Here is a 25387-nt window from a genome sequence, read left to right on the forward strand (position 1 = left end):
AAGAAACGAGAGTGGTTCTGTATGCAGTGCCGCAATATTTTCAGAAACGTCCGCTCCTTTCCTGATGCGGGGAGTCTTTTCCATCCCTCAAAAAAACCGGGCCGTTTTTACGGCCCGGCTTAAATATTTTCAGCATCAAAAATCGGTCGTTCCTCCCCCCAAAAACAGCCCTATGCCCCGAGGAGCGAGAGACATTGCGCCAGCGCGCACACGGCTGCCGTACAACCGAACACCCGCCACGGCATCCGTTTCTCCGGCAGCGCGCGCAGCACCAGCGCGCCCGCGGCCACCAAAGCGAAGGCAAAGAAGAAACCCGAACGCGCGCCCGACGCCCAGATGGACGGCGAAAAGCCCATGGCGCCGTAAGACGCGAACCCCGACAGATAGACCGCAACGCCCGCGTAAGCCGCCGCCCCATGCCCCAGCGCCAGGTACAGCTCCAGCGCGCAGGCGAACAGCACAGCGCACAACAGTAAAAACGGCAGCCAGCGTTTCAGCGTCCACGCGTTGAGCGGTGTGAGCGTCCCCTTTTCCGTCACCGCATCGGCAAAAAACGATAGACGCGGCGCCAGCGCACGCAGCGGCCCGCCCAGCACACCCAGCACCAGCGCGGCACTTACCGGGAACAGGCTGAACAGCCGGTAAAGCGGCTGGCGGTACCGTGCCCAGACGGCGCACGCCAGAAGCACGAAGAATACAAAGAACAGAAGATGCGGCTCCAGCACCATCCGGGACATGGCAGCAGAGATCCCCAGCTCAAAATTCTGCCACAGGGAACGCATGCCGTAATCCTGAAACCAGGATGTCACCTCATTGCCGTACCGCAGCGCTGTGCCCGGACAGGTGAGTGCATAAACGATATTGGCCGCGCACAGCCCAAGCTGCGCCCACGCCAGCCAATGGGGCCGCCGATGCGCCCACAGGCACCAGGCCAGGTATGCCAGCAGCAGAAGCGTCAGCAGACCCGCCAGCAGCTCCATGTTGGCGGCGTACAGGGTAAGCGGCAGCGCCGCGGCACACTGCCATGCCCGCGGCCTGTTTCCCCGCAGAGATTTCCCCAGCGGCAGCAGCGCCGCCAATGCCGCCAGCAAAGGCCACACGAACACCAGCGTGGTACACACCCAGCCTGCGCTGCTCATATCCTGCCACGGATAGCACAGCGTCAGCCCGCAAACGGCCCAGCGGCCCGCAGGGCGGTCTTCCAACCGCGCAAGGCGCACGATGCACGCGGCGCACAGCGTGATGCACAGAGGGTCCGCCAGGCGCCACACTATTGCGGGCAGCGCCTCCACGATGCACACCACCGCCTCGATCAGCGTCCGGGCCGACCAGGTATAGTAATGCCACAGCGAAAAATACGCCAGCGAGTATTGGTCCAGCATGGCGGCATACATAGGATCGTCACCGGTGCCCAGCGTAAATTGCAGGTGCAGTGCCAGCAATACCGCATACAGCGCCACATACGGAACGATTCGGCTGCGCACAGCGCGGCCCACCGACCGCCGAAGCATGTTCATCCCGTCACCTCCGCTGTTTTGCCCGTGGAGGCCAAAAAGTCAAAGCCGCCGACGCGGTAGGCGATACAGATCTCATATTCCGCAAGCGGATGTGCCAGCACCTTTTCCGGAACGACCGCCGTGAAACCGCCCAGGGCATAGCCGCGCCCGTCCGCCACTGCCGCGGTGGCCGCTTCATCCGGCGTCATCTGCGTGGGAATACTGTAATAAGCGCCGTCTTCCGCATGATACAGTACCACACGGATATCCACATCTGGAAACGGCTCTCCCTCCACACAGGCCCAGCCTGTGAACACGGCGCGGCCATCCTCCCGCGACACCGCCGCTTCCCAGCGGAACCCCTCCGGCGCCGCGCCTGGATAATCCGCCGGGTCCACCGGCCTCACCGCCGTCAGCGAATGGTACAGCGCCAGACAAAAGCCCGCCATGCCCGCCAGCACCAGAACAGCCAGTGCCAGAACCACACGCGGGCGTGCGGGTACAAAGCCGTCGGGGCCCGGCGCAGGCGCACGGCATGTTTCCTTTTGCGCGTTCCCGTCCATCGGGACACTCCTTTTTTCACAGTATGGATGCGGCCATCCAGCCGCGCCGCCGCTCTATTTCCGGCCGCCGAACAGATTTTTGAAGAAATTCACCGGGCCGCCATAGCCGTTGGCCTTATCGTTTTTCAGCTTGTCCACACACTCCCAGCGCGCGGGCCTGCCGTCAAACACAAGCCCCCCCTGCCCCGCGCCCGTCAGCTGGTGCGGCACCTCGTCCCGGGCGTTGGTGACATTGCATTTTGAAAAATCCCATTGAGGCACGCCGGTATCGTCCGCGCCCGGCGCCCACAGCTTGAACACCAGGCCCGCTGCTTCGCCATAACAGAAGCGCTCGAACAGCAGGCGGCCGTCCCGGTATACCGTGACGCGGTCGCGGTAGCGCTGGTGCCCGGCGCGCTGGTACCGGAAGCCCGCGCACTTCGCGGCCTTCACATCGGCGATGATGGGTGCAAAATCCATACTATATTTCCCCTTCCTGTTGCCGCCCCTGCGGGGGTGCGTTTTCAAAACGGCGCGTGGCTTCGCGCTCGCGCTGCAGCTCTTCCAGCAGTGCCAGCACGCTCCATGTCTTGTTGTGCTTCGTCACAACGGCTTTCAGCGGAACGTGCACGCCCGCTTCCCGCAGTGCGTCCAGCACCGCATTGAGCTGAGGGCTGGTAAAATTGCTCATGAGAAGGAGCTGCGCATCCGGCGCTTCCCCACTGTAAAGCGGAGCGGCTTTCCCGCCCAGGCCCGCCAAAGCGCCCACCGGCTGGAGCAGCTGCTCCGGCGCGATCTCCTTGGATGAAAAGCCCTGTTCCTCCAACGCCGCGCGCACGCCCCGGCCCGTTTCCGTGGATTCGGGCAGACCGTACAGCAGCGCCAGCGGCCGGGCCGCCTGTTGGTTGATGTGTGCTTTCATTCGTTTTTCTTCCCTTCGTCCAGCATTGCGCTCAACGCGCGGCGGAAAGCTTCGTCGTCGGCCAGCGTACGCTTTGGCACGGGCGTATAATGCCCGCGCCGCCGCGCTTTTCCGTTTTCATGCCGTGTGTATAACAGTTGTTCTATATTACCGTTTGTATAAAGAAGGCCGTTCTGATTCAAGCATCGCGCGCCGCGGCCCAGAGCCATGGCCGCCACGCCGTAGTCCTGCGTTACCACCACATCCCCGGCCCCGCACAGCGTTACAAGCTTGAAGTCCACGCTGTCCCGGCCTTTTTCCACCGTGACCACAGCGGCGTAATCCTCGCGCAGCACATGGCTCGTGTCGGTGAGCATGGTCACCGGCACGCCGCGCCGCCTGGCCTCCTCCACGATGATCCGCTTCACCGGGCAGGCGTCCGCATCCACCAGCACCGTCACAGCGCGCCCTCCTCCCCGTTCGTCCGCAGCGCGGCGTCCACCCGGCGCAAATAATAAACGCGGGATGAGAAATCCGGCATCAGGCGCACGTTTTCATTGTAGCCCGTGCCGGTGAACGCCTGCTTCTGCCGGATGCCCGCGTACATGAGCAGATCGCCGTAAGCAGCATAGCGTTCCGTCTCGCAGGGCATCATGTAGCGGTCGGCCACCGCGTGCATCAAATGGCCGCCCGCATTCACCTTCACGGGCAGTATCTGGTTGATAAGGCTGCCGAAGGTACGCACGTCGACGACCTGCGGCCGAACCTCCAGTTCGTACAGAGCATCCTGCGCAAGGCCTGCCAGCCGCAGGGGCGGCTTTTCCGCGTTGGGCCGCAGCAGACGCAGGTACTCGCCCACCACGGCCTCGCTTCCATCCGGCGCAAGCATCATCCACTCGCATTTGTTTTTTCCGAACGGCGGGCACAGCCGCAAAAAACGGCCGTACTGGAACAGGCGGCGGTGCGCCTTATAATAAGCGATCTGCGCCGCCACGGCCTTCTGCTCGGCCGGTGTGAGCCGGCCAAGATCCAGCTCATAGCCCAGCACACCGAAAGCCGCCACATTAAACCGGCTCTCGATGGGGCTGGTGCGCGCCGTCTGGTGGTTGGGCGAAGCCGAGACATGACAGCCCATCACGCTGGGTGGGTAGCCATAACTGGTGCCCGCCTGAATGAGCTGCCGCTCGTAAGCGTCTGTATCGTCGCTGGTCCAGATCTGCGGCATATAACACAGGATGCCCAGATCGAACCGGTTGCCGCCCGAGGAGCAGCCCTCGAACAGCGCATCCGGGTTTTGCTCCACGATGCTTTGCAGCACGCGGTAAAGCCCCAGGATATAGCTGTGGGAAAAGCGTCCCTGCTCCGCCAGAGCGGGGCTGTAATTGTCAGAGATATGACGGTTCATATCCCATTTGACATAGTCGATGGGCGCGCTTGCCAGCGTGGCGTTCACGTTCGCAATGATATAGTCCTGCACCTCGGCGCGGCACAGATCCAGCACATACTGGTTGCGGCCCGTGGCGGGAACATTGCCCGGCGTTTGGACGATCCAGTCCGGATGGGCGCGGAACAGGCCGGAATCTGCGTTCACCATCTCCGGCTCGAACCACAAACCAAACAGCAGCCCCAGAGCGTGTACCTTTTCCGCCAGGCCTGCAAGGCCGCCGGGCAGCTTTTTGCGGTTGACGGTGTAATCGCCCAGGCCCTTTGCGTCATTGTCCCGTGCGCCAAACCATCCGTCGTCCAGCACGAACAGCTCCGCCCCCAGCTTCGCCGCGTCCTTTGCCAGTGAGAGCAGTTTGCGCTCGTTAAAATCGAAATAGGTGGCCTCCCAGTTGTTCAGCAGCACGGGGCGGTCTTTTTTTGCCCATTTGCCGCGCACGATGTGCTCCTGCACAAAAGCATGCAGGTTTGCGCTCATGCCGTTTTTGCCCGCCCGGCTGAAGGTGAGCACGGCTTCGGGCGTTTCAAACCGTTCACCGGGCGCCAGCGTCCATGCAAAGCCTTCGGGCTGAATGCCCGCGGCCACGCGCGTTTTCCCCCAGGGGCTCACCTCCACACAGCCCATATGGCTCCCGGAATAAACAAGGTTGAAGCCATATGCGTCGCCGTTGAATTCCGTCGCGTCCGGCGCGCACAGCATGAAAAACGGGTTGCAAAATGCCGACGACGCACCGGTGGTGCTGCCGAACACATGCGCTCCGGGCGTAAGCGGAACGCACGCTTCGTGGCGCTCCCGCGCCCACGCGCCCGGAAATGTGGAGAGCACATAATCGCAGCCGGGCAGGTCCAGCTGATAGCTGAGCGCCTTTTCCAGCGTGACAGGCGCGTCTGCGCCGTTTTTTATACAAAGGCGCCGCGTGATGACGTCGCAGTCCGGGTACACGGTATAAAACAACGTGACAGCCACGCCCTCCGGCGTGGAAAAGTCCAGCGCCAGCGTCTCTGCTCCGCCCCGGGCCGCAGGCATGCCCTCCGGCGGGACACTTCCCTCCAGCCTGCGGGCGCATACAAAGGAAAAATCCGCCGTACGCGCGCCGCCCGGCATCACGAGCGAAAGGCTCTGGGCACGATAATCTCCCTTTTGCAGCGGCGACAGCTCCAGACACAGATGCTCCAGCGAAAGCGGTGCGCTCTCAGCCCGGTACACCACGTCGCCACCATATCCGATATCCGTTTTTTCCCGCAGGGGCACGGAATTTTCCACGCGTACCCGCGCGCCGTAATGCAGGTTTTCCACAAGGCCACCGCGCACGCCCAGATAATAGCCCGTGTTGGCCGTTTCCAGCGCGAACCAGTCCCCGTTTACTGTGATCATCTTCCCGCCTCCGCCGTTTATTTTGTTTCTTTTCTTTCTTATTATCTATTATGCTGGTTTTCTTTGCCTTCGTCAATGTCTATTTTGAGCGATTTGTCAATAAAGCAGCACAAAACTCCATGCACTTTGCCAATAGAAAAACACGGTGCAAGCGGTTATAATAAAGACAGAAGGAAAGGAGTGAGTCCCATGTACTCGACTGAAGAACCCGTGCAGTCGGTGCAGGGCGTGTAACTCGGACGAACCGCTAAAGTCAGATTCGATTAGATGCAGTTTGGTGCCCGGTGTTGCGGGACGAGAAACCGCAGGAGATGCGGCAGCCAAACGTTTTTAGCAAGGTTTCGTCTCAAGAGGATATGCGCCTTGCACGGATAAAAAGCACAGCCAGTGGCTTTGCGCAAAGCGGCTTTGTAAAGAAAGAGCTCTATGCAGGTTTTGAGATCCCGGCAAAAGAAACAGCAATGATCCTACGAAAGGCGCCTTTTAAAAAGACGGCATTCCGGAAGCAAAGCGAATTCTTTCCAAGGAATACGGTTTCAACCAAGCAAACGATCTGGTAAAACAAAATAAATACGACGAAAGGTATTGGAACCAATGCACTAAGCAAGTGTTCTCGGGAACTTTTTCAAAAGTAAGAGATACAGAAGCCTGTGTTTCGGAAATACGGGAAAGGAACCAAGACCCATGCAGTTTTAAAGCGGGGTGTATACCCCAAATGCTTCCAAAAACGTAAGTTGCATTGAGAACACAACAAAACATGGAGCCGCAGCGCCTGTTGGCGCTGCGGTTTTTTCATGCCCGGATAACGCGGGCACGGCGGCTCTACCGCTTTGCCCGTTTCCTTTTGGCAGCCCGCACTGCCGCACCCACCGCCATACCGGCAACCGCGCACAGCAATCCGGGCAGAAAGGCGGACAGCTCCGGCAGATTGAATTTTTGAAACGAGGCCATATTGCTCAGGCTGAACGTCACATAAGGCCCCAGCATGCTCATCGCTCCAAAAAAGAACAGCATTGTCCGTTTGCAGCCGTCCCACGCCCGGCCGCATCCGATGAAAAAGGACAGCACCAGCGTGCTCAACGGGAGAACGGCATAAAACACCACCAGCGAGTACCCCATTGCATCCGTTCTGCCGCCCATCCAAAACGCAAGAACAGACACCCCCCAGACCACAAGATACACCGTAACCAAAACAAACCGTAAAAACGCCCGGCGGCTTTTCACCGCATCCTTGCTTTCCTCCCGGTGCGCCAGCAAAGACGCGTCGTCTCTTTCCTGTGTCTGGCCCGCCTCCAGCCGCGCGCCCTTCAGTTTCTGTGCAGGCTTCATTTTACCGCCTCCCTACCCCTTTTAAGGTACGGCAAAAGCATTTCAAATACAAGCAAATCCCTATTCCATTCCATCGGGACAGGTGTCAAATCCCACGTTACAGCAGCCTGCGCAGCACAGAATCCGCCGCCAGCGCATGCAGGCTGCACGCCACATCCTCCATGCGGTGCGCGTCCGACGAGGACAGCACCTCCAGCCCAGCGGGCAGCAGCCCTTTCTCCACCAGGCCGCCCAAACGGGAAGCGTCGTGCAGCTCAACGGCTGCAAAGGGCAGATCCTCCGGCAAAAAACCAAGTACTGAAAGCAGCGCGTAGCTGTCCTTTTCCACATGCGCGGGCACAGCAACGCCCCCAAGTGCCTCGCAGGCGGCCTTTACCTCGTAAATATCCATCGACACCGCGCCCGTCAGCAGTTTGTCCACAGTGCGCAGCACTTCGTCGTTTTCATCCATCACCAGCTGACGGCCCCATACGGCGGGATCATACGGGAACTCCGGCAGCGCGGCATACAGCAAGCGGCCGAATTCCAGCGCTGTATCCACGGTTTTGAAGTAACACAAAACATGAATTTCTTCGGCGGTATTTACCTCGACGCCCGGCAGCAGGCGCAGGCCGTATGCGTTGCAGCAGCACTGTACCGCCGGCAGATTGTCCGCGGCGTTGTGGTCTGTCACAGCAATCAGCTCCGCGCCCGCCAGCTTGGCCAGCCCGGCGATGTTCGCGGGCGTCATATCGTCCTCGGCGCAGGGCGAAAGACAGGAATGCATATGCAGGTCATACAGCAAAACCCCATCCCCCGCTTTCTTTCACAGTCGGAGTAAAAGCGCTGTCAGCCTTCTCCGTCCTCCACGAAAAACATTCCCGCCGCCAGTGCGATCACGCCGGCCGCCACTGCCGCAATGGGCAGATGATGGACGACAAATTCACTGTATACATAGCTGATGCTCCAAAGGCGGAAAAATATCCCCACCAGGATGAGACCGATGCCCAGCAGCATCACTTTGACCGAGCGCATGCTTTTTCCTTCTTTCTTCACAGCTTCATTGCCCTGGCCAGCGCAAAGCCGGCCTCAAACTCGGGCAGATCTGTGGTGAAAATATTGATTCCCTGTTCTTCCGCCCGCGTTTTCGCCACCGCGTCCAGCGCCGCGCCATGGCATAGAACGATGCAGGCGCAGTCCGCCAGGGCAGCCACGGCAACCGCATTTACATTGCCCATCACCGTGAACCAAGCGTCGCCTTCCTTGGCCCGGCCCATCGCCCAGCTCAGCAGGTCGCCCGTAAAAATGCCCGCGATCTCCCGCGTCTCTGCCTCCACAGCGGGCGCGAAGCCGCACGCAGCGGAAAGCTCTTTTGTCGTCATCCCGTCACTCCCCTTTTCCCAGCGCCTTGAGCACGGCCTCCATGCGGCGGCGCATCAAAACAGTGCAGTCGTTTACGGCAGCCTTGCCCCGCACTACGTCCTCGGCCAGCGCGGCACAGGTGGGCGCCCCGCAGCTGCCGCAGTCCAGCCCCGGCAGCTCGGCCAGGATCTCCTCCATCTGGTTGTAGCGCTCAAACCGTTCGGTACGCGTACCGCCCAGCTCCAGTACGGGAGCATAGGTAAGGTCTGTGTCCCACAGCATCTCCGTGGGAATGCTGCCCGAAAGATGGTTCTTGCTCACAGGCACGTAACGCCGCAGGCGTTTGATCTTCGCTTTTGCAATGTACGGGTTTTCCACCTGCAGCACGCCGCCCACGCAGCCGCCCGCACAGGCGTCCAGCTCTACAAAGTCCAGGTCCCGGTATTTTTCATCCTCCAGGTCCTCCAGCACGCGGATGACGTTCTCGATGCCGTCCGCCGCAAGATAGCTGTCGGTGGAGATCAGGCCCGCGGCCTCGCCGCCGCTCTCGGCCCAACCCAGGCCGATGCGTCCGGCGCTGGCCAGATAATCCATCTGCGAGATACGCTTCATGGACGCCAGCAGACGCGGGTACACCTCCTTGATGGCCACCGCGCCATCCACCTCGCTGCGGGACGAGCCGATGGGCGAATGGATGGCCGTCACCTTGGCCGGGCACGGCGTGATGAAAATGCAGCCAATGTCCTCCTTCGGCAGGCCGGTTCTGCGCACGGCCTCTTTTTTGGCCAGGCGCGCGGCCAGCTCGATGGGCGCGACCAGCGGCAGCACATGGTCGATGAGCTGTGGAAAGCGCACGCGGATGAGCCGCGTCACCGCCGGACAGGCCGAACTGATCACAGGCCGTTCGATGCTGCCTGTCTGCAGAATGCGTCGTGTGGCGTCGCTGACAAGCTCCGCGGCCTTTGCCACCTCGTACACATCGTCGAAGCCCATATCCAAAAGTGCTGCCAGCACCACATCCTGCTCCTCCAAATTGTTATACTGTCCGTATAAACTCGGTGGAGGTAAAGCAATTGTATATTTGAAATCATCCAAAATCGTCAACGGGTCATACAGCGGCTTCTTTGCATGATGCGGACAGATGCGGATGCACTCGCCGCAGTCGATGCAGCGCTCGGCCAGGATATGCGCCTTGCCGTCGCGCACGCGGATGGCCTCGGTGGGGCAGCGCTTGATGCAGTTGATGCACCCTTTGCACAGGTCCTTGTCCAGGGTGACCGAGTGAATGAATTTTTCCAAGCATGCCGCCTCCTTTCCTCAGATGCTCCGCCGCGCGCGGCGGCGGGCCTCAAATAAAATACAACGCCAGCAGCGCGGCGCCTGCCGCGGTAAGCACCACAGCCCATATGAAATCGGCACGCACAGCGTGCATCGGAGCGGCGTCTCCGTCCAGCGCATATTCGCCGGGGCGCGCAGGGTCATACAGCACCTGCACACGCTGGCCGATGCGCCACGCTCCTTCCCGGCTGCCTCCGGTGGCGATCCATTCAGTCTCCCCGCCGTTCACGGTGAACCGGACGCAGGGGTACCAGTTCCACTGCGTCATCGCCTGCGGGATACTGAGAAAGCCATGTGCACCGTTGGCTGTAGTGCGGCCCCAGTACTGGTACGCCACTTTGGGAACATCGCCCTGCTTTTCATAACGCATCGGCAGGCGGTGGCGCACAAGGCCGCACACCACGCCCTCCGCTTTGGCCGGCGCCCGGCGGGCGCGGCGAAGCATCAGCGCCTCCACAAAGCCCCAGACGGCATTGAATATGCCAAGTACAACGCACGCGGCTCCCAATACCATGATCCACAACATAAGGCATCCTCCTTTCGGCCGGGCCGTATCATACGGCCGTCCGCTTTGAAACGTTTCTTTCCCGCGTCTTCGCACAGAGCGCCGCATCAAGGCACGGCTGCTCCCGCAGCAGCGGCCGGCAGCACCGCAGCCCCACACACAGAATAACGCCTGGAGACACGGCTGCGTTTCACCCCGCAACGAAAAACGTCCCTCAGTCGATGTTCACAAGCATCTTCACCGTGGTGCCCACGCCTACGGTGGACTGGATGTCAAATTCATCTGAATATTTTTTCATATTGGGCAGGCCCATGCCCGCGCCGAAGCCGAGGCTTCGCACCTCGTCGGGCGCGGTGCTCCACCCTTCGCTCATGGCCAGGGCAATGTCCGGGATGCCTGGGCCCTGATCCGTCAGCGTCATATCCACTCTCTCATCGGTAACGGCCACGTCGATCTCGCCGCCGCCCGCGTGGATGGCCAGGTTGATCTCTCCCTCATACAGTGCGATGGCAACCTTACGCACAGCGTCCGCAGGGATCCCCAGTTTCTTCAGCCGTGCCTTCAAATCGGCGCTGGCCTCCCCCGCACGGGTGAAATCGTCCCCGGGCACGGTATAATGCAGGCGGATCGCGTCCATCACGCCATCCCCCCGCGCAGCCCTTTTTCGTACAGCAGGCCGCACGCCGCGAACATGGGCAGCTTTGTAGCCAACACGGCGATGCCCCGGTCCACCGCCAGCTGCAGGATGGCGCCGTCCGGCTTTTTGCCGCGCACAAACACGATGCAGATCATGTCCATCATGTCCGCGGTGCGCACCACCTGCGGGTTGTTCAGGCCTGTGACAAGCACGGCCTGGTCTTTCACATAGGCCAGCACGTCGCTCATCATGTCGCTGCCGCAGGCCGCGTGCACCTCACGGGTGAGGTCCGCCTCCGGCGTCAGCAGCTCGGCGTCCAGCGTTTCCATTACTTGCTTGATGGTCATTGCGCTTCCACTCCATTTCTGCCCGCGCGGCTGCGCGGCGGCATAAGCAGCCCCGGTGACAGGGGCTCACCTTAAGTATACGGGAAACCCGTTCCGAAAACAAGCGCGCCGGGCCGCTTTGCCGTTGTGTTTCTGCACAGTTTTTTACGCATAAATTCTACATCTGTGCTATAAAGTAGCAGCCGCTAACTTGTCGTTTTTTTAACAAATTTCTGTTATAATCAAATACAACTGGGCCAAAGCACGGTTTGTTTGCCCGTACCTGGCCCAACTTACAAACGGGAGGACTATATATGAGGCGCTTTTCCACTGTGCCCTTCAAGGGCACAAAAGAGCAGGAAGCCGAACTGGTGGCCTGGCTCGAGGAGCACAAAGCGACGCCCGGCGTGGCCATGCCGGCGCTGCAGAAGGCTCAGGAGATCTATGGGTATCTACCCATCGAGGTGCAGCGTATCGTGGCCAATACGCTGGGCAAACCTCTGGCGGAAATTTATGGAATTTCCACGTTTTATTCGCAGTTCAGCCTTTGTCCGAAGGGTGAATACAAAATCAGCGTTTGCCTGGGCACGGCGTGCTATGTAAAGGGCAGCGGCAAGATCTACGAGAAGCTGCAGGAAAAACTGCATATTTCGGGCGGCGAATGCACGGAAGACGGCAAGTTCAGCCTGGACGCATGCCGCTGCATCGGCGCGTGCGGCCTGGCCCCTGTCATGACGATCAACGACGATGTATACGGCCGCCTGACGGGCGACGAACTCGACGAGATCCTGGCAAAATATTGAGCTTATACTTATGTTAGGATGAGGTAAGCACACCATTTACCGCACCACACCGGACACGAAAGGCGGGCGCCGATATGCAGGAACTTTCAATGAACGTTCTGGACGTGGCGGAAAATTCCGTCGCAGCCGGGGCTACGCTGGTCGCCATCACGCTTTCCATTGATACCGCAGCAAAACGCATGACGCTGGCCATCACGGACAACGGCAAGGGTATGCCGCCGGAGATGGCGGCCCGTGTGACAGACCCGTTCTGCACCACGCGCAAAACGCGCAAGGTCGGGCTGGGCCTGCCGCTTTTGAAAATGGCGGCCGAGATGACGGGAGGCGCGCTTTCCATCGAAAGCACAGTTGGAAAAGGTACCTGTGTAACGGCCTGGTTCACACTGGGCCACATCGACCTTGCTCCGTTGGGCGATATGTCCGCCACGGTGGCGGGGCTCATCCAGTGCAGCCCGGACATCGACTTTGTGTACACCGTGCAGGCCGACGGCGAGCAGTTCGCCGCAGACACGCGCGAGCTGCGTGCGGTGCTGGACGGCGTGCCCCTGAGCGAGCCGTCCGTAGCGCTTTGGCTGCGGGAATATCTTGCCGAGAACACCGAACAACTTTTACAAAAGGAGAACGCTGTATGAAAAGCTTAGAAGAACTTGCCGCCATCCGCGACAAGATGAAACAGACCGTGAATACGCGGGAAGCGGCGCACGATTCCACGCGCGTCGTGGTCGGCATGGCCACCTGCGGCATCGCCGCAGGCGCGCGCCCTGTGCTGAACGCCTTTACCGAAGAGGTCGCCCGGCGCGACCTGCACGGCGTGCTCGTCACCCAGACGGGCTGCATCGGCATCTGCCAGTACGAGCCGGTGGTGGAGATCACCTGCCCCGGCCAGGAAAAGGTCACCTATGTAAAAATGACGCCCGAGAAAGTCGCGCGCGTCGTGTCCGAGCATCTTGTGGGCGGGCATCCCGTCACCGAGTACACCATCGGCAACGTACGGTAAGGAGGAGAAGCAATGTTTAGAAGCCATGTAATGGTCTGCGGCGGCACCGGCTGCACCTCCTCCGGCAGCGATAAGATCGCGAAGGCCTTCGAGGACGAGATTCTTGCCACCGGCCTGGAAAATGAAGTCAAGGTCATCCGCACGGGCTGCTTCGGCCTGTGCGCGCTGGGCCCCATCGTCGTCATCTATCCCGAGGGCAGCTTTTACAGCATGGTCAAGGAAGAGGACGTCAAGGAAATCGTGGACGAGCACCTGCTGAAGGGCCGCCCCGTCACACGCCTCCTGTACGACGAGACTGTCGCTGAGGACAACACCGTCAAAAGCCTGGACGACACCGCGTTCTACAAAAAGCAGAAGCGCATCGCGCTGCGCAACTGCGGCGTTATCAACCCCGAGAACATCGACGAATACATCGCCTTCGACGGCTATCAGGCGCTGGGCAAGGTGCTCACTGAAATGACGCCGGACGACGTCATCCAGACGATCCTGGACTCCGGCCTGCGCGGCCGCGGCGGCGCAGGTTTCCCCACCGGCCGCAAATGGCAGCTTGCCTCGGGCAACCGCGGCAATGTGCAGAAATATGTATGCTGCAACGCCGACGAGGGCGACCCCGGCGCATTTATGGACCGCAGCGTGCTGGAGGGCGACCCCCACGTTGTCATCGAAGCCATGGCCATCGCGGGCTATGCCATCGGCGCCTCGCAGGGTTATGTGTACATCCGCGCCGAGTACCCCATCGCCGTGCACCGTCTGCAGGTCGCCATCGACCAGGCGCGCGAATACGGCCTGCTGGGCAACAACATCTTTGGCACCGATTTCTGCTTTGACCTGGACATCAAGCTGGGCGCCGGCGCCTTTGTGTGCGGCGAGGAGACCGCTTTGATGACCTCCATCGAGGGCAAGCGCGGCGAGCCGCGTCCCCGTCCCCCGTTCCCGGCCGTCAAGGGCCTGTTCGGCAAGCCCACCATCCTGAACAACGTGGAGACCTATGCCAACGTGCCGCAGATCATCCTGAAGGGCGCGGACTGGTTCGCCAGCATGGGCACCGAGAAGAGCAAGGGCACCAAGGTGTTCGCGCTGGGCGGCAAGATCAAGAATACCGGCCTTGTAGAGATTCCCATGGGCACCACGCTGCGCACCATCGTCGAGGAGATCGGCGGCGGCATCCCGGGCGGCAAAAAGTTCAAAGCCGCGCAGACGGGCGGCCCCTCCGGCGGCTGCATCCCGGCCAGTCTCATCGACACACCCATCGACTACGACAACCTGCTTGCCATCGGCAGCATGATGGGCTCTGGCGGCCTCATCGTCATGGACGAGGACACCTGCATGGTGGATATCGCCAAGTTCTTCCTGGAATTCACCGTAGACGAAAGCTGCGGCAAGTGCACGCCGTGCCGCGTGGGCACCAAGCGTCTGCTGGAGCTGCTGAACAAGATCACGGACGGCAAGGGCACCATGGAGGATCTGGACAAGATCACAGAGCTGGCCGAATTCATCAAATCCAACAGCCTGTGCGGCCTGGGCCAGACAGCCCCGAACCCCGTCCTCTCCACACTGCGCTACTTCCGCGACGAATATGTGGAGCACATCGTCAACAAGCGCTGCCCGGCGGGCGTGTGCAAGGCGCTGCTGAACTACAAGATCGACCCCGTCAAGTGCAAGGGCTGCACGCTGTGCGCGCGCACCTGCCCGGCCGGCGCCATCAGCGGCACCGTGCGCCAGCCGCATACCATCGATACCGCCAAGTGTGTTAAGTGCGGCGCCTGCATCGAGAAGTGCAAATTCGGCGCCATCAGCAAAGGTTAAGAGAGGGAGTGACAACGAATGGAAACCGTACATATCAAGATCAATAACGTGCCCTACGAAGTCGCTGCCGGCTCTACTATCCTGGAAGCGGCCCACAGCGTGGGCATTGAGATTCCGACCCTGTGCTATCTGAAAGAGATCAACGAGATCGGTGCGTGCCGTATCTGCGTTGTGGAGGTCAAAGGCGCGCGCAGCCTGGTCACCGCGTGTGTGTACCCCGTCAATGAAGGCATGGAGATCGTGACAAACAGCGAAAAAGTGCAGGCGTCCCGCAAGACGAACCTGGAGCTGCTGCTTTCCACCCACGACCAGAACTGTCTGTCCTGCGTGCGCAGCACCGACTGTGAGCTGCAGAAGCTCTGCCGCGACTACGGCGTCAACGGCATGCGCTTCATCGGCAGCCGCGAGCGCTATACCATCGACGATTCCGCGCCGCATATGGTGCGCGACGACAATAAGTGCATCCTGTGCCGCCGCTGTGTGGCCGCCTGCAAGGCCAACCAGGCCGTGGGTGTGATCGGCGCCAACGAGCGCGGCTTCTCCACGCACATCGGCTGCGCGTTTGAAGCGCCTTTGGGCGATTCCCCCTGCGTTTCCTGCGGCCAGTGCATCACCGTGTGTCCCACCGGCGCGCTGACGGAAAAAGACGACACCGCCAAGGTGTGGGCCGCGCTGCGCGACCCGTCCAAGCATGTTGTGGTGCAGCCCGCGCCCAGCGTGCGCGCCACCTTGGGCGAATGCTTCGGCATGCCCATCGGCACCAACGTGGAGGGCAAAATGGTCGCCGCGCTGCGCCGCCTGGGCTTTGACGGCGTGTTCGACACCGACACCGCGGCCGACTTCACCATCATGGAGGAGGCCACCGAGTTTGTTCAGCGCGTGAAAAACGGCGGCACACTGCCCCTGATCACAAGCTGCAGCCCGGGCTGGGTAAAATTCTGCGAAACCTATTATCCGGACATGATTCCCAACCTGTCCAGCTGCAAATCTCCGCAGCAGATGTTCGGCGCGCTGACCAAGACCTACTATGCCGAAAAGATGGGCCTGGACCCCCACGACATCGTGTGTGTGTCCGTAATGCCCTGCACCGCGAAGAAGTTCGAGATCGGCCGCGACGACATGAGCGCAGCGGGCGACAATATCCCCGACGTGGATATCTCCATCACCACCCGTGAACTGGGCCGTATGATCGAGCGCGCGGGCATCAAGTTTACCGAGCTGCCCGACGAGGATTTCGACCCGGCGCTGGGCGAGAGCACCGGTGCGGCCACCATCTTCGGCGCTACCGGCGGCGTGATGGAAGCGGCCCTGCGCACGGCTGTGGAGCTTGTGACGGGCGAGACGCTGGAGAAAGTGGAATTTCACGACGTGCGCGGCACCGACGGCATCAAGGAGGCCAGCTACGATGTGGGTGGCCTGCACCTGAACGTGTGCGTGGCCAGCGGCCTCACCAACTGCGACGCAGTGCTGAAGGCTGTGCAGAGCGGCGAGAAGCACTACGACTTCATCGAATTCATGGCATGCCCGGGCGGCTGTGTAAACGGCGGCGGCCAGCCCACGCAGCCGGCCAGTGTGCGCAACTTTACGGACCTGAAGGCCCTGCGCGCCGCAGCCCTGTACGGCGAGGATGACGCGAAGGCCATCCGCAAGAGCCACGAGAACCCGCTGCTCAAGAAAGTGTACGCCGAATATCTGGGCGAGCCGGGCGGCCACAAGGCGCATCATATCCTCCACACCTCCTATGTAGCACGCGAAAAATTGTATTAAGCAAACGCCTGCGCCCGCGTGGAAATTTCCGCGCGGGTGTAATTTTTCAATTTTTCCTCTCGTTGTACATACAATGAGCCGGAGGCATATCCTTTTTATGGAAGGGAGCTTAGGGATAAAGCATTTTTTCCGCTTTTTTGCAGCAGCCGCCTGTACGGTGCTGCTCCTCGCGCTGTGCGCCTGCGCGCCAGACGGTACATCCTCCCCGGTATCCTCCTCCGCGACGGAAGGCGTTTTCTCTGAAAGCGCGGCGCAAAGTATTCCCGCCCCTGAAAGCGCATCGGGTGAGGGTGCACAGGCGCTTTCGCTTCTGCCCGCGGACGCGGCGAATATCCAGCCGGATGCTGTGCCTGAATTTCTCACCGCAGACCAACAGGAGCTTTACCGCGCGGCCTATTATCTGTATTATCATTTTGATGTATCCAGTGGATTTGCTTTTGATACGATCGATGAAAACTCTCCCTTTATTGTCGGAGATACCGGACGGAGCTACTATCAAGATACCGGGTTTGCCAATTATTCCGCCTTTCGCACAGCACTGGATTGCGTGTTTACGTCAAACTTTGCCGACAGCCTTATTGACAAATATCAAAACTATATCAAGGGCGATGACGGCCTGCTTTATTTCAGCTTTGGCGACCGGGGCGGCAATATTTTCTACAAAAGCAGCGAATTTTCACTAATCAGCGAGACGGCGGATGAAATCCGATTCCAGCTCATCGGCCATTATGACGAGGCGGGGCCGGGCGGCTCCGCCAGCAGCAGCCCCTACACCGAGACCTGCGAGGTTAAGCTGGTAAACACCGAAAACGGCTGGCGCTTTGCCGGCTTTGCAATGGCCTATTGACAGGCGCAGCGAAAAGAGGAGGATGTATATGCGTACAGAGCGCGAAATGACGGCGCTCATTTTGGGCGTAGCCGAACGGGATTCGCGCGTACGCGCTGTTTTTATGAACGGCTCGCGCGCCAACCCCAACGCGCCCCGGGATATTTTTCAGGACTACGACATCGTGTATGTAGTGGAGGAAACCGCATCCTTCCGGGCGCAGCCGGGCTGGGTCGACGTGTTTGGGGAGCGGCTCGTCATGCAGACGCCCGACGAGATGGACCATGCGGCGGGACAGCCCACAGATCTTGCGCGCTGTTATGGTTATCTGATGCAGTTCGCGGACGGAAACCGCATCGACCTCCGGCTGATGACGCTCTCCCGCGCGCTGGAAGAATGCCAAAGCGATTCCCAGACCATTGTTCTGCTGGACAAGGACGGCATTCTGCCGCCCCTGCCGCTGCCCTCGGACACGGCCTACCACATCCGCAGGCCGGACCAGACTGCGTTCGCGGGCTGCTGCAACGAGTTCTGGTGGACGCTTCCCTATGTGGCCAAGGGCCTGTGGCGCGGCCGCGTCACTTATGCGCTGGACACCCTGAATGCCTGCGTCCGGCCCCAGCTTCTGCACATGCTGTCCTGGCTGGCCGGCACGCGCACGGGCTTTGCCGTCAGCGCAGGCAAAAGCGGTGCGGACCTGCCCGCTTACCTGCCCGCCGGCTGTTGGGAGCGTTACCTTTCCACCTATGCGGACGCAGAACCCGGCCATGTGTGGGCCGCGGTATTTGCAGCGGCCCCCCTGTTTTTGGACGCGGCGCATCAGACTGCCGAGGCGCTGGCTCTCCCGGTCAACGAAGCGGAGGCCGAAGGAAGCCTGCGTTATCTGTACCGGGTGTGTGAGCTGCCCGCGGATGCTTCAGAAATTTTTTGAGCAGCTGTTTCCACCGACCGCATCTGTTTTTATTCCGTTCAGAAAAGGCGCGGCTCTGAAAATGAACCGCTCCAGTAAAACCGTACAATGGACAAAAGGCCCCCTAATGTAGGAAAATAAAGCTACATTAGGGGGTCTTACTATGTCCGGGAAAAGCGGAGTTGCAGCTCCACAGCGACCAGGGGTTCCAGTACACCTCGCAAGCATACTTCAACCTGACAAAATCTTATGGCATTACGCCCTCCATGTCAAGACGAGCAAACCCATATGATAACGCTATGGCAGAAAAATTCTTTCCCATTCTCAAGACAGAGTGTATCTACCGCCATAAACCGGCCTCATTCTGCGAGGCCAATGAGATGATTGACCGCTACATCAATTTTTACAACTACGAGCGCATCCAGTTAAAAACTGGAGTGGCGCCGCTCACGCTGCGCCACTCCGCTTAATACTTCATATTTCTCCCTACATAGAGGCCTTTTGGTGCTGTCCGCACAATCTGGGGCGGTTTAAAATGAGCCGCACCTTTTCCGTTTTATTTATGCCCTTTTCTTTTTGCCCCGGCCCAGCAGCTGCTGCACCGTGCTCCACAAATCACGGAAATTGATGGCTGCGATGAGCACCACAACCAGTGAACACCACACCGGCCAAAGTTTTACCTGCCACATCATCAGCGCCGATTCCAGCACCAGCAGGCCGAAGTTGCAGCACAGCTTTTCGGGTGCGAAATCCACGCGGATGAGCCCGCGCGTGTTCACTGCCCGCAGCAAAAACACGACAAAATAGCTGACGAACGTGGCCAGCGCTGCGCCGTTGACGCCCCAGACGGGGATGAGTGTGAAGTTCAGCGCAACGTTGATGCCCGCGCCCACAGCCATGGTGGTGAACGAAAGCGTCGAGCGCTTTTCAACCATATAAATACTGTTTAAAAAATTGTCGAAGCTGGCAAATGCCGTTGCCATCGTCAAAAGCGGGATGAATTTCCAGCCGATAAAATAGTCGTCGCGATAAATGGCCATAAAGGGCTGCGCCATCAGCACGATGCCCGCCGCCGCCAGAAAAATCAGGCTCTGGTAGGCGCTGAACACGCGGGAAAAAAACTGTTCGCGCTGTGAATCCGTTCCGTCTGTGAACGCAGAGATCTGCCACGCTTCGGTAAAAATAGTGGAAACGATGGACAGGATGGTGGGCAGCTTATAACTGGCCCCCAGCACCGCCGTCCAGGAAGTGCCGTCCTCCAGCATGGCGGCCACGAAAAACTGGTCGCTGGCGTTGGTGATCCACCAGAAGATGGACGCAGGCACCAACGGCAGCGCATAGCGCAGCATTTTTTTCAGCAGCTTGGTATCAAAGCGCTTGAAATCCAGAAAACGCCAGGTCTTTGTCACTGCAAACAGGAACAGCGCACTGAGACCATCGGCGCAGATGATCGCAAGCAAATAGCCTGTGGGGCCCATATTCAGCACCCGCAGAAACAGCACATAGAACCCGCATGTGGTTATGGTACACAGAATACCGTCAATGGCATACAGGCGGTTGAGCTGGCGTGCACGGCAGAACTGGCAGTTCAGCGTGCGCAGGCAGCTCACCAGCAGGTACACATACAACAGAGCAATATAGTCCCGGAACAGCGCAATACGGGACAGCAGCGGATACAACAGCAGCAGCAGTACGAACCCCATACCAATGGATACAAGGCCGTTCATATAAATGGCGCTCTTGCGGATGCCCTTTTCCAACCCAAAACGGATAACGGCGTTGGCGATACCCAGGCTCACCAGCGGGATCAGCAGGCTGGCGCACTGGTTCAGCAGCTCCTTGATGCCGTTCATTTCCTGCGTTTCAAACCAGTAGCTGAACAGCGGAGCCATCACAAAGCTCAGCAGCTTGGACGAAAACGTACTGATTGCAAACAACATCGTGTTTGAAACAAGGCGCTTGTATTTATCCATGCAGCACCTCCGGCTTCCGGAAAATTTTTACTCTAACTATAATAGTATATCATATATCCTGCCATTTTAAAACCACGGCCCTGTGCCGGCAGAACCAAAACTGCGAACAAAGCGCCGTTTTTCCTTTTTAATATGTAGGCGGCGGTCCCTCCGGGCTTTCCATTCCGCCTTGCACAGACGGCGCCAGCAGCCTGCGGCGCGCCTTATAGTCCGGCATGTACCGCGCTACCACAGCCCAAAAAGCGGGGCTGTGGTCTGCCCGGACAAAATGTGCATATTCGTGCAGCACCACATATTCGACAGCCGCGCGAGGCTTTTCCGCCAGGCGCAGACTGAACGTGATCTGCCGTTTTGCCGGCACACACACGCCCCAGCGCGTTTTCATCTGCCGTACCTTCAGAACGGGGCGCTGCCCGTTCAGCACCTGTGCAAACAACGGAAATACCGCATCGCTTACCTGTGTGAACAGAGCCAGCGCATCCTCCCTGGACACGGAACAGGGGCGCTGCTCTTCCTCGCCGCGCGCAAGAGCGCGCACGCGCGCCGCCTCGATCCATCGAGCCCGTCCGGCCACGAATGCATCCACCTGTGCCAGCGGCGCGCCCAGGGGCGCCGACACGGCAACGCTTCCGTCAGCCCGCACGCGCAGGTTGATATTTTTGACCCGTTTTCGCTTAAACTCATACCGCACACCGCCTGCGGCGCGATACTGCGCGGGTTCTTTGTTTTTCATCCGGCCGGCTCCTCCTGCAGTTTCCCCGCCGCCGCCCGCAGGGGCGGCGGCTTTTTATGCTTCCGTGTTCCAGGGCCTTTGCGCACAAGAGCCCTGGAACATTATACCCCCACACAAATGCAATTGGCAAATCCGCCAAAAATGCCGCGGAAATTTAGCATGGATTCTGCTTGACATGATACTATATCTAGTGCGATAATTATACCCGGCATCAATATTTAGCGAGCATACCAAAGAGTGTGAGTGTGCGCGGAATCGGAGGAAAACCATGATCAAAAGCATCATCAAGCGCGATGGACGCGTCGTTTTGTACGACGAAGGAAAGATCGCTTCGGCCATTTTGAAGGCCATGGAGGCAGCCCAGGAGGGCGACGCTTCACAGGCTGCGGCTGTCGCCAATGCAGTGGAAGCGGCTCTGGAGGAGCGTTGCGGCGCCCAGCCGCCCCAAATCGAGCAGATCCAGGACGAAGTGGAAAGCCAGCTGATGCAGATGGGCTTCGACAACGCCGCCAAAAAATATATTTTGTACCGCGCGTCCCGCACCCGCGTGCGCGAGATGAACACCCGTTTGATGAAAGTGTTCGACGAGCTGACCCATGCCGACGCCACGGCCAGCGACATGAAGCGCAGCAACGCCAACATCGACGGCGACACGCCCATGGGCACCATGCTTCAGTACGGCAGCGAGGCAGCCAAGGACTATTATGACAAATACCTGCTGACACCCGAGCAGAGCCGGGCGCACCGGGAGGGCTGGATCCATATCCATGACTTTGATTTTTACGCCCTCACCACCACCTGCTGCCAAATCGACCTGCTCAAGCTGTTCAAAGGCGGTTTCTCCACGGGCCACGGTTTTCTGCGCGAGCCCAACGACATCCAGAGTTATTCCGCCCTGGCATGTATCGCCATCCAGTCCAATCAGAACGACCAGCACGGCGGCCAGAGCATCGTAAACTTTGACTACGGCCTGGCGCCGGGCGTTGCCAAAACATACAAAAAGCAGTATGCCGTCAATATTTTCAAGAGTCTCGAGCTGCTGGCTCCCGAGGCGGGCGTGACGCTGCAGCAGGTGAAGGACACACTGCGCGCCATTGAGGCTGAACAGGGCCTGCGGCCCCAGCTCGCCACTGATATGGATTACCTGCGCGCCGAGACGGAAGCCCTCACTCCGCTCGTGGGCGGAGACATTGCAAAAAAAGCCCAGGCATTCGCGCTGAAAGAGACGGAAAAGGAGACCGAAAAGGCTACCTATCAGGCCATGGAGGCGCTCATTCACAACCTGAATACCATGCATTCCCGCGCCGGTGCGCAGACGCCGTTCTCGTCCATCAACTACGGCACAGACATCAGCCCCGAGGGCCGTATGGTGATGCGCAACGTACTGCTGGCCACGGACGCGGGCCTGGGCCACGGTGAAACGCCTATCTTCCCCATTCAGATCTTCCGCGTGAAGGAAGGCGTCAACTACAACCCCGGCGACCCCAACTATGATTTGTTCCAGCTTTCCTGCAAGGTGAGCGCCAAGCGGCTGTTCCCCAACTTCAGCTTTATCGACAGCCCGTTCAACCTGCAGTATTACAAGCCCGGCCATCCTGAGACCGAGGTCTCGTACATGGGCTGCCGCACCCGTGTGATGGGCAACGTCTACGATCCCTCACAGGAGATTGCCAACGGCCGCGGCAATCTCAGCTTCACCTCCATCAACCTTCCGCGCCTGGCCATTGAGAGCCACGGCGATGAAGCGCTGTTCTATGAAAAGCTCAAGGATATGATGGAGCTTGTCATCGGCCAGCTGGACGATCGTTTCGCCATCCAGAGCAAAAAGCGCGTATACAACTTCCCGTTCCTGATGGGCCAGGGTGTCTGGCTGGACAGCGAAAAGCTGGGCCCCAGCGACGAGGTGGGCGAGGTACTCAAGCACGGAACATTGAGCATCGGCTTCATCGGCCTGGCCGAGACGCTGATCTCTCTGTACGGACACCACCACGGCGAGAGCGACGCAATGCAGGAAAAAGGCCTTGCCATCGTCCAGTACATGCGCCGGTATCTGGATGCGCGCAGCGAACGCACCCATATGAACTACAGCTTGCTGGCCACCCCGGCGGAGGGTCTTTCCGGCCGTTTTGTACGCATGGACAAAAAGCGCTACGGGCTGATTCCCGGCGTGACGGACAAGGATTATTACACCAATTCTTTCCACATCCCTGTGTACTACAATATCTCGGCCTATGAGAAGATCCGGAAGGAAGCGCCCTATCATGCACTGACCAACGCGGGCCATATCAGCTATGTGGAGCTGGACGGCGACACCGCCAACAACCTGGAAGCGTTCGAGAGTATCGTGCGCTGCATGCACGACTGCGGCATCGGCTACGGCAGCATCAATCACCCGGTGGACCGCGACCCCATCTGCGGGTATGTGGGCGTCATCGGGGAGGTATGTCCCCGCTGCGGCCGCCGCGAGGGCGAGGCCGTTTCTCCCGAACGCATCAAGGAGCTGCGCAAGCTGTATCCCGGCACCTTTACCTACTGCGGCTGCGAATGATCTCATCCGCGCCGAAGCAATAGCACAATTTTTCAACATCTTTTCGTCTTTTGAAGGAGGACTTGACTTATGGCACAGATCGAAACCAACATTGAGGCAAAAAACGGCAAGGGTGTGGGCTTTGAGCGCATCCGCCGCATCACCGGCTACCTTGTGGGCACTCTGGACCGCTTCAACGACGCCAAGCGTGCCGAAGAGCACGACCGTGTGAAGCACGGCATGCAGCATTAAGGAGCGCTTTTGTTTTGATACAGCAAACGATCAATATCGCAGGCATCATGGAGGATTCCATTGTAGACGGCCCGGGCCTGCGCACAGCTATTTTTGCGCAGGGCTGCCCGCGCCGGTGCGAGGGCTGCCACAACCCGGAAAGCTGGGCGTTCGGCACGGGCACGGATATGACGGTGCAGGACCTGTTCTGGCGCGTGAAGAAAAATCCACTGGTGCGCGGCGTCACCTTTTCCGGCGGCGAGCCGTTCAGCCAGGCGGAGCCTTTTACTGAACTGGCAAAGCTGCTGAAGGCCAATGGTTACGAGGTTGCCAGCTATACAGGCTACACCTTTGAAGAACTTCTGGAAAACGGAACGCCGGCCCAGAAGCAGCTGCTGGCCACGCTGGACATTCTGGTGGACGGAGAATTCGTTTTGGCACAGCGCAATCTGGACCTGCGGTTTCGCGGCAGCGAAAATCAGCGCATCCTGGACGTACCCCAGAGCCTTGCCCAGGGCAGAGCCGTATGGTGTACGGCGGCGCGCTGGGTGGGAGAACGGCAGGCATAAGCGTGCACTGCGTCCCCGCGGCACAACCGAAACTTTAGCCGCGCCCATCTCATGCGGGCGCGGCTCTGCTTGTCGAAAAAGGGCAATTTTGTGTGCGAAGTGCGCAAAATTGCCCTTTTGTGCGCCGGAAAGGAGCGCTGAGGGAAACCGGAAAGCGTCTGCACAGCACAAAGCGTCTGGCGTCTCTCAGCGGTTGACGGCTTTGCCGGCAGCCTCAGCCGCATTGCGCGTAAAGATACTTTTTGCTATAATAGGTACGTTCATCACAAGACCAGTAAAGGAATGAAGACCACTCATGCGCATGCGTTTCAAACCCTATGCCGGGCCGGAGCTTGCGGCCTGCCCTTTTCACATGAACGACGCCACCCGGTACAAGGGCCGCTGGCGAGAGACCTTTGCCCGGCCCGGGCAGCCGCTTCACTTGGAGCTGGGCTGCGGCAAGGGCGGATTTCTCGCCCGGCTTGCCTCCCGCAATCCGGACGTCAATTACATCGGCGTGGACATCACCGACAAGGTACTCATTCTTGCCAAACGCAACATCGAACGCATCTACGCCGAACAGGGGCTTCCCATCGACAACGTGAAGACCCTGGCTCACGACATCGAACGTATTCCCACACTGTTGGACAAAGCGGACCGCGTGGAGCGCATCTACATCAATTTCTGCAACCCATGGAACAAAAAGGCCAACCACAAAAAGCACCGTCTGACGCATACCCGCCAGCTTCTGCTGTACCGTCCGTTCCTTGCAGACGGCGCGGAGATCTGGTTCAAATGTGACGACGACGATCTTTTTAAAGATACGCTGCGCTATATGGCCGAGGCCGGGTTCGAGGTGACCTGGCAGACGAGGGACCTGCACGCTGATGAACCGTCGTGGAACATCCGTACTGAACACGAACAGATGTTCACGGAAATGGGCATCCCCACCAAAGCGCTCATTGCGCGCAAAACGTCGCTGCCGGAAAACGCGCCCGCGCCGTGCATCCCGCACGACATCATGGAATAAAAC

The 25387-nt window shown here is 59.5% G+C and carries 28 protein-coding genes and 1 pseudogene; 13 read left to right on the forward strand and 16 right to left on the reverse strand.

The features are described from left to right. Window positions 1–170: 170 nt before the first annotated feature. From TQ39_RS03870 to TQ39_RS03895, 6 genes are read right to left on the reverse strand one after another with little or no spacing between them, the layout of a single operon-like run. Window positions 171–1517 carry a DUF6056 family protein gene (locus TQ39_RS03870; protein ID WP_050004626.1) on the reverse strand — a complete coding sequence of 449 codons (1347 nt, stop codon included), beginning with the start codon at window positions 1515–1517 and terminating at the stop codon, window positions 171–173. Next, window positions 1514–2059 carry a hypothetical protein gene (locus TQ39_RS03875; protein ID WP_050004627.1) on the reverse strand — a complete coding sequence of 182 codons (546 nt, stop codon included), beginning with the start codon at window positions 2057–2059 and terminating at the stop codon, window positions 1514–1516. Before TQ39_RS03875 ends, TQ39_RS03870 begins: the two co-directional genes overlap by 4 nt. A 54-nt stretch (window positions 2060–2113) precedes the next feature. After that, the gene (locus TQ39_RS03880; protein WP_050004628.1) at window positions 2114–2518 is read right to left on the reverse strand and encodes a hypothetical protein; all 405 of its coding nucleotides are present in this window, start codon (window positions 2516–2518) and stop codon (window positions 2114–2116) included. A gap of 1 nt (window position 2519) precedes the next feature. Beyond that, on the reverse strand, window positions 2520–2960 hold the full coding sequence (locus tag TQ39_RS03885) for a DUF3783 domain-containing protein (protein WP_050004629.1): 441 nt from the start codon (window positions 2958–2960) through the stop codon (window positions 2520–2522). Next, on the reverse strand, window positions 2957–3400 hold the full coding sequence (locus TQ39_RS03890) for a YaiI/YqxD family protein (RefSeq protein WP_050004630.1): 444 nt from the start codon (window positions 3398–3400) through the stop codon (window positions 2957–2959). The genes TQ39_RS03885 and TQ39_RS03890 overlap by 4 nt, the downstream gene beginning before the upstream one ends. Further along, entirely contained in the window at window positions 3397–5757 is a 2361-nt protein-coding gene (locus TQ39_RS03895; RefSeq protein ID WP_050004631.1) for an alpha-galactosidase, read from the reverse strand. Before TQ39_RS03895 ends, TQ39_RS03890 begins: the two co-directional genes overlap by 4 nt. A 287-nt stretch (window positions 5758–6044) precedes the next feature. Here TQ39_RS03895 and TQ39_RS03900 point away from each other — a divergent pair, with 287 nt between their 5' ends. Next, window positions 6045–6317: a hypothetical protein gene (locus tag TQ39_RS03900; protein WP_133303692.1), complete on the forward strand. Its 273-nt coding sequence runs from the start codon at window positions 6045–6047 to the stop codon at window positions 6315–6317. A 262-nt stretch (window positions 6318–6579) separates the two neighbouring features. On the opposite strand, the gene TQ39_RS03905 is transcribed toward TQ39_RS03900, so the two are convergent. The 8 genes from TQ39_RS03905 to TQ39_RS03940 all read right to left on the reverse strand — a co-directional run bounded on the left by TQ39_RS03905 (window position 6580) and on the right by TQ39_RS03940 (window position 11254). Beyond that, window positions 6580–7086 carry a hypothetical protein gene (locus tag TQ39_RS03905; protein WP_050004633.1) on the reverse strand — a complete coding sequence of 169 codons (507 nt, stop codon included), beginning with the start codon at window positions 7084–7086 and terminating at the stop codon, window positions 6580–6582. Window positions 7087–7183: 97 nt separating this feature from the next. After that, window positions 7184–7870 (reverse strand): PHP domain-containing protein, encoded by a 687-nt coding sequence (locus TQ39_RS03910; protein WP_050004634.1) that lies wholly within the window; start codon window positions 7868–7870, stop codon window positions 7184–7186. 44 nt (window positions 7871–7914) lie between these two features. Continuing rightward, window positions 7915–8100, reverse strand: a complete 186-nt coding sequence (locus tag TQ39_RS03915; RefSeq protein ID WP_050004635.1) for a hypothetical protein — start codon at window positions 8098–8100, stop codon at window positions 7915–7917. A gap of 17 nt (window positions 8101–8117) precedes the next feature. Further along, the gene (locus tag TQ39_RS03920) at window positions 8118–8447 is read right to left on the reverse strand and encodes a hypothetical protein (RefSeq protein ID WP_009321802.1); all 330 of its coding nucleotides are present in this window, start codon (window positions 8445–8447) and stop codon (window positions 8118–8120) included. 4 nt (window positions 8448–8451) lie between these two features. Next, complete coding sequence (locus TQ39_RS03925; protein WP_009321801.1) at window positions 8452–9726, reverse strand: [Fe-Fe] hydrogenase large subunit C-terminal domain-containing protein; 1275 nt, start codon at window positions 9724–9726, stop codon at window positions 8452–8454. A gap of 49 nt (window positions 9727–9775) precedes the next feature. Beyond that, window positions 9776–10291, reverse strand: coding sequence for a DUF3592 domain-containing protein (locus TQ39_RS03930; protein WP_050004636.1), 516 nt, complete (start codon window positions 10289–10291; stop codon window positions 9776–9778). A gap of 193 nt (window positions 10292–10484) precedes the next feature. Next, the gene (locus TQ39_RS03935) at window positions 10485–10907 is read right to left on the reverse strand and encodes an ATP-binding protein (protein WP_208489942.1); all 423 of its coding nucleotides are present in this window, start codon (window positions 10905–10907) and stop codon (window positions 10485–10487) included. Further along, window positions 10907–11254: a DRTGG domain-containing protein gene (locus tag TQ39_RS03940; RefSeq protein ID WP_009321798.1), complete on the reverse strand. Its 348-nt coding sequence runs from the start codon at window positions 11252–11254 to the stop codon at window positions 10907–10909. Before TQ39_RS03940 ends, TQ39_RS03935 begins: the two co-directional genes overlap by 1 nt. Window positions 11255–11547: 293 nt before the next feature. Between TQ39_RS03940 and TQ39_RS03945 the strand changes: the two genes are divergently transcribed. The 8 genes from TQ39_RS03945 to TQ39_RS03980 all read left to right on the forward strand — a co-directional run bounded on the left by TQ39_RS03945 (window position 11548) and on the right by TQ39_RS03980 (window position 18812). Continuing rightward, window positions 11548–12036: an NADH-quinone oxidoreductase subunit NuoE family protein gene (locus TQ39_RS03945; protein ID WP_009321797.1), complete on the forward strand. Its 489-nt coding sequence runs from the start codon at window positions 11548–11550 to the stop codon at window positions 12034–12036. Between the two features lie 74 nt (window positions 12037–12110). Further along, complete coding sequence (locus TQ39_RS03950) at window positions 12111–12668, forward strand: ATP-binding protein (RefSeq protein ID WP_050004638.1); 558 nt, start codon at window positions 12111–12113, stop codon at window positions 12666–12668. Beyond that, on the forward strand, window positions 12665–13033 hold the full coding sequence (locus TQ39_RS03955) for a (2Fe-2S) ferredoxin domain-containing protein (RefSeq protein ID WP_009321795.1): 369 nt from the start codon (window positions 12665–12667) through the stop codon (window positions 13031–13033). The genes TQ39_RS03950 and TQ39_RS03955 overlap by 4 nt, the downstream gene beginning before the upstream one ends. A 12-nt stretch (window positions 13034–13045) precedes the next feature. Continuing rightward, window positions 13046–14839 (forward strand): NADH-quinone oxidoreductase subunit NuoF, encoded by a 1794-nt coding sequence (nuoF, locus tag TQ39_RS03960; protein WP_050004639.1) that lies wholly within the window; start codon window positions 13046–13048, stop codon window positions 14837–14839. 18 nt (window positions 14840–14857) lie between these two features. Then, entirely contained in the window at window positions 14858–16606 is a 1749-nt protein-coding gene (locus TQ39_RS03965) for an NADH-dependent [FeFe] hydrogenase, group A6 (RefSeq protein WP_050004640.1), read from the forward strand. Between the two features lie 97 nt (window positions 16607–16703). Beyond that, window positions 16704–17453 carry a hypothetical protein gene (locus tag TQ39_RS03970; protein ID WP_050004641.1) on the forward strand — a complete coding sequence of 250 codons (750 nt, stop codon included), beginning with the start codon at window positions 16704–16706 and terminating at the stop codon, window positions 17451–17453. A gap of 28 nt (window positions 17454–17481) precedes the next feature. Continuing rightward, window positions 17482–18363: an aminoglycoside 6-adenylyltransferase gene (locus TQ39_RS03975; protein ID WP_050004642.1), complete on the forward strand. Its 882-nt coding sequence runs from the start codon at window positions 17482–17484 to the stop codon at window positions 18361–18363. A gap of 161 nt (window positions 18364–18524) precedes the next feature. Next, window positions 18525–18812 carry an integrase core domain-containing protein gene (locus TQ39_RS03980; RefSeq protein WP_205488732.1) on the forward strand — a complete coding sequence of 96 codons (288 nt, stop codon included), beginning with the start codon at window positions 18525–18527 and terminating at the stop codon, window positions 18810–18812. 90 nt (window positions 18813–18902) lie between these two features. Here TQ39_RS03980 and TQ39_RS03985 read toward each other — a convergent pair whose 3' ends face one another. Then, the gene (locus tag TQ39_RS03985; RefSeq protein ID WP_009321789.1) at window positions 18903–20315 is read right to left on the reverse strand and encodes a lipopolysaccharide biosynthesis protein; all 1413 of its coding nucleotides are present in this window, start codon (window positions 20313–20315) and stop codon (window positions 18903–18905) included. A gap of 127 nt (window positions 20316–20442) precedes the next feature. Then, the gene (locus TQ39_RS03990; protein ID WP_009321788.1) at window positions 20443–21048 is read right to left on the reverse strand and encodes a M48 family metallopeptidase; all 606 of its coding nucleotides are present in this window, start codon (window positions 21046–21048) and stop codon (window positions 20443–20445) included. 268 nt (window positions 21049–21316) lie between these two features. Here TQ39_RS03990 and TQ39_RS03995 point away from each other — a divergent pair, with 268 nt between their 5' ends. The 4 genes and pseudogenes from TQ39_RS03995 to trmB all read left to right on the forward strand — a co-directional run bounded on the left by TQ39_RS03995 (window position 21317) and on the right by trmB (window position 25384). Beyond that, window positions 21317–23596 (forward strand): anaerobic ribonucleoside triphosphate reductase, encoded by a 2280-nt coding sequence (locus tag TQ39_RS03995; protein WP_009321787.1) that lies wholly within the window; start codon window positions 21317–21319, stop codon window positions 23594–23596. Window positions 23597–23707: 111 nt separating this feature from the next. Further along, window positions 23708–23827 (forward strand): annotated as a pseudogene (gene nrdD, locus TQ39_RS20695) (anaerobic ribonucleoside-triphosphate reductase); the annotation flags it as partial. Window positions 23828–23841: 14 nt separating this feature from the next. Continuing rightward, window positions 23842–24375, forward strand: coding sequence for an anaerobic ribonucleoside-triphosphate reductase activating protein (gene nrdG / locus TQ39_RS04005; RefSeq protein ID WP_242853449.1), 534 nt, complete (start codon window positions 23842–23844; stop codon window positions 24373–24375). 295 nt (window positions 24376–24670) lie between these two features. Next, window positions 24671–25384, forward strand: a complete 714-nt coding sequence (gene trmB / locus TQ39_RS04010; protein WP_050004643.1) for a tRNA (guanosine(46)-N7)-methyltransferase TrmB — start codon at window positions 24671–24673, stop codon at window positions 25382–25384. The last annotated feature ends 3 nt before the right edge of the window (window positions 25385–25387 follow it).

The organism is Ruthenibacterium lactatiformans (assembly GCF_000949455.1).
GTDB classification, from domain to species: domain Bacteria; phylum Bacillota; class Clostridia; order Oscillospirales; family Ruminococcaceae; genus Ruthenibacterium; species Ruthenibacterium lactatiformans.

Excerpts from the sequence above, each read along its gene's own strand:
- TQ39_RS03920 (WP_009321802.1), bottom strand. The coding sequence starts at position 8,447 with ATGACGACAAAAGAGCTTTCCGCTGCGTGCGGCTTCGCGCCCGCTGTG.
- TQ39_RS03995 (WP_009321787.1), top strand. The coding sequence starts at position 21,317 with ATGATCAAAAGCATCATCAAGCGCGATGGACGCGTCGTTTTGTACGAC.
- TQ39_RS03975 (WP_050004642.1), top strand. The coding sequence starts at position 17,482 with ATGCGTACAGAGCGCGAAATGACGGCGCTCATTTTGGGCGTAGCCGAA.
- TQ39_RS03885 (WP_050004629.1), bottom strand. The coding sequence starts at position 2,960 with ATGAAAGCACACATCAACCAACAGGCGGCCCGGCCGCTGGCGCTGCTG.
- TQ39_RS03985 (WP_009321789.1), bottom strand. The coding sequence starts at position 20,315 with ATGGATAAATACAAGCGCCTTGTTTCAAACACGATGTTGTTTGCAATC.
- TQ39_RS03955 (WP_009321795.1), top strand. The coding sequence starts at position 12,665 with ATGAAAAGCTTAGAAGAACTTGCCGCCATCCGCGACAAGATGAAACAG.
- TQ39_RS03940 (WP_009321798.1), bottom strand. The coding sequence starts at position 11,254 with ATGACCATCAAGCAAGTAATGGAAACGCTGGACGCCGAGCTGCTGACG.
- TQ39_RS03970 (WP_050004641.1), top strand. The coding sequence starts at position 16,704 with ATGGAAGGGAGCTTAGGGATAAAGCATTTTTTCCGCTTTTTTGCAGCA.
- TQ39_RS03950 (WP_050004638.1), top strand. The coding sequence starts at position 12,111 with ATGCAGGAACTTTCAATGAACGTTCTGGACGTGGCGGAAAATTCCGTC.
- TQ39_RS03930 (WP_050004636.1), bottom strand. The coding sequence starts at position 10,291 with ATGTTGTGGATCATGGTATTGGGAGCCGCGTGCGTTGTACTTGGCATA.
- TQ39_RS03945 (WP_009321797.1), top strand. The coding sequence starts at position 11,548 with ATGAGGCGCTTTTCCACTGTGCCCTTCAAGGGCACAAAAGAGCAGGAA.
- TQ39_RS03895 (WP_050004631.1), bottom strand. The coding sequence starts at position 5,757 with ATGATCACAGTAAACGGGGACTGGTTCGCGCTGGAAACGGCCAACACG.
- TQ39_RS03990 (WP_009321788.1), bottom strand. The coding sequence starts at position 21,048 with ATGAAAAACAAAGAACCCGCGCAGTATCGCGCCGCAGGCGGTGTGCGG.
- TQ39_RS03905 (WP_050004633.1), bottom strand. The coding sequence starts at position 7,086 with ATGAAGCCTGCACAGAAACTGAAGGGCGCGCGGCTGGAGGCGGGCCAG.
- TQ39_RS03915 (WP_050004635.1), bottom strand. The coding sequence starts at position 8,100 with ATGCGCTCGGTCAAAGTGATGCTGCTGGGCATCGGTCTCATCCTGGTG.
- TQ39_RS03875 (WP_050004627.1), bottom strand. The coding sequence starts at position 2,059 with ATGGACGGGAACGCGCAAAAGGAAACATGCCGTGCGCCTGCGCCGGGC.
- TQ39_RS03965 (WP_050004640.1), top strand. The coding sequence starts at position 14,858 with ATGGAAACCGTACATATCAAGATCAATAACGTGCCCTACGAAGTCGCT.
- TQ39_RS03935 (WP_208489942.1), bottom strand. The coding sequence starts at position 10,907 with ATGGACGCGATCCGCCTGCATTATACCGTGCCCGGGGACGATTTCACC.
- TQ39_RS03880 (WP_050004628.1), bottom strand. The coding sequence starts at position 2,518 with ATGGATTTTGCACCCATCATCGCCGATGTGAAGGCCGCGAAGTGCGCG.
- nuoF (WP_050004639.1), top strand. The coding sequence starts at position 13,046 with ATGTTTAGAAGCCATGTAATGGTCTGCGGCGGCACCGGCTGCACCTCC.
- trmB (WP_050004643.1), top strand. The coding sequence starts at position 24,671 with ATGCGCATGCGTTTCAAACCCTATGCCGGGCCGGAGCTTGCGGCCTGC.
- TQ39_RS03870 (WP_050004626.1), bottom strand. The coding sequence starts at position 1,517 with ATGAACATGCTTCGGCGGTCGGTGGGCCGCGCTGTGCGCAGCCGAATC.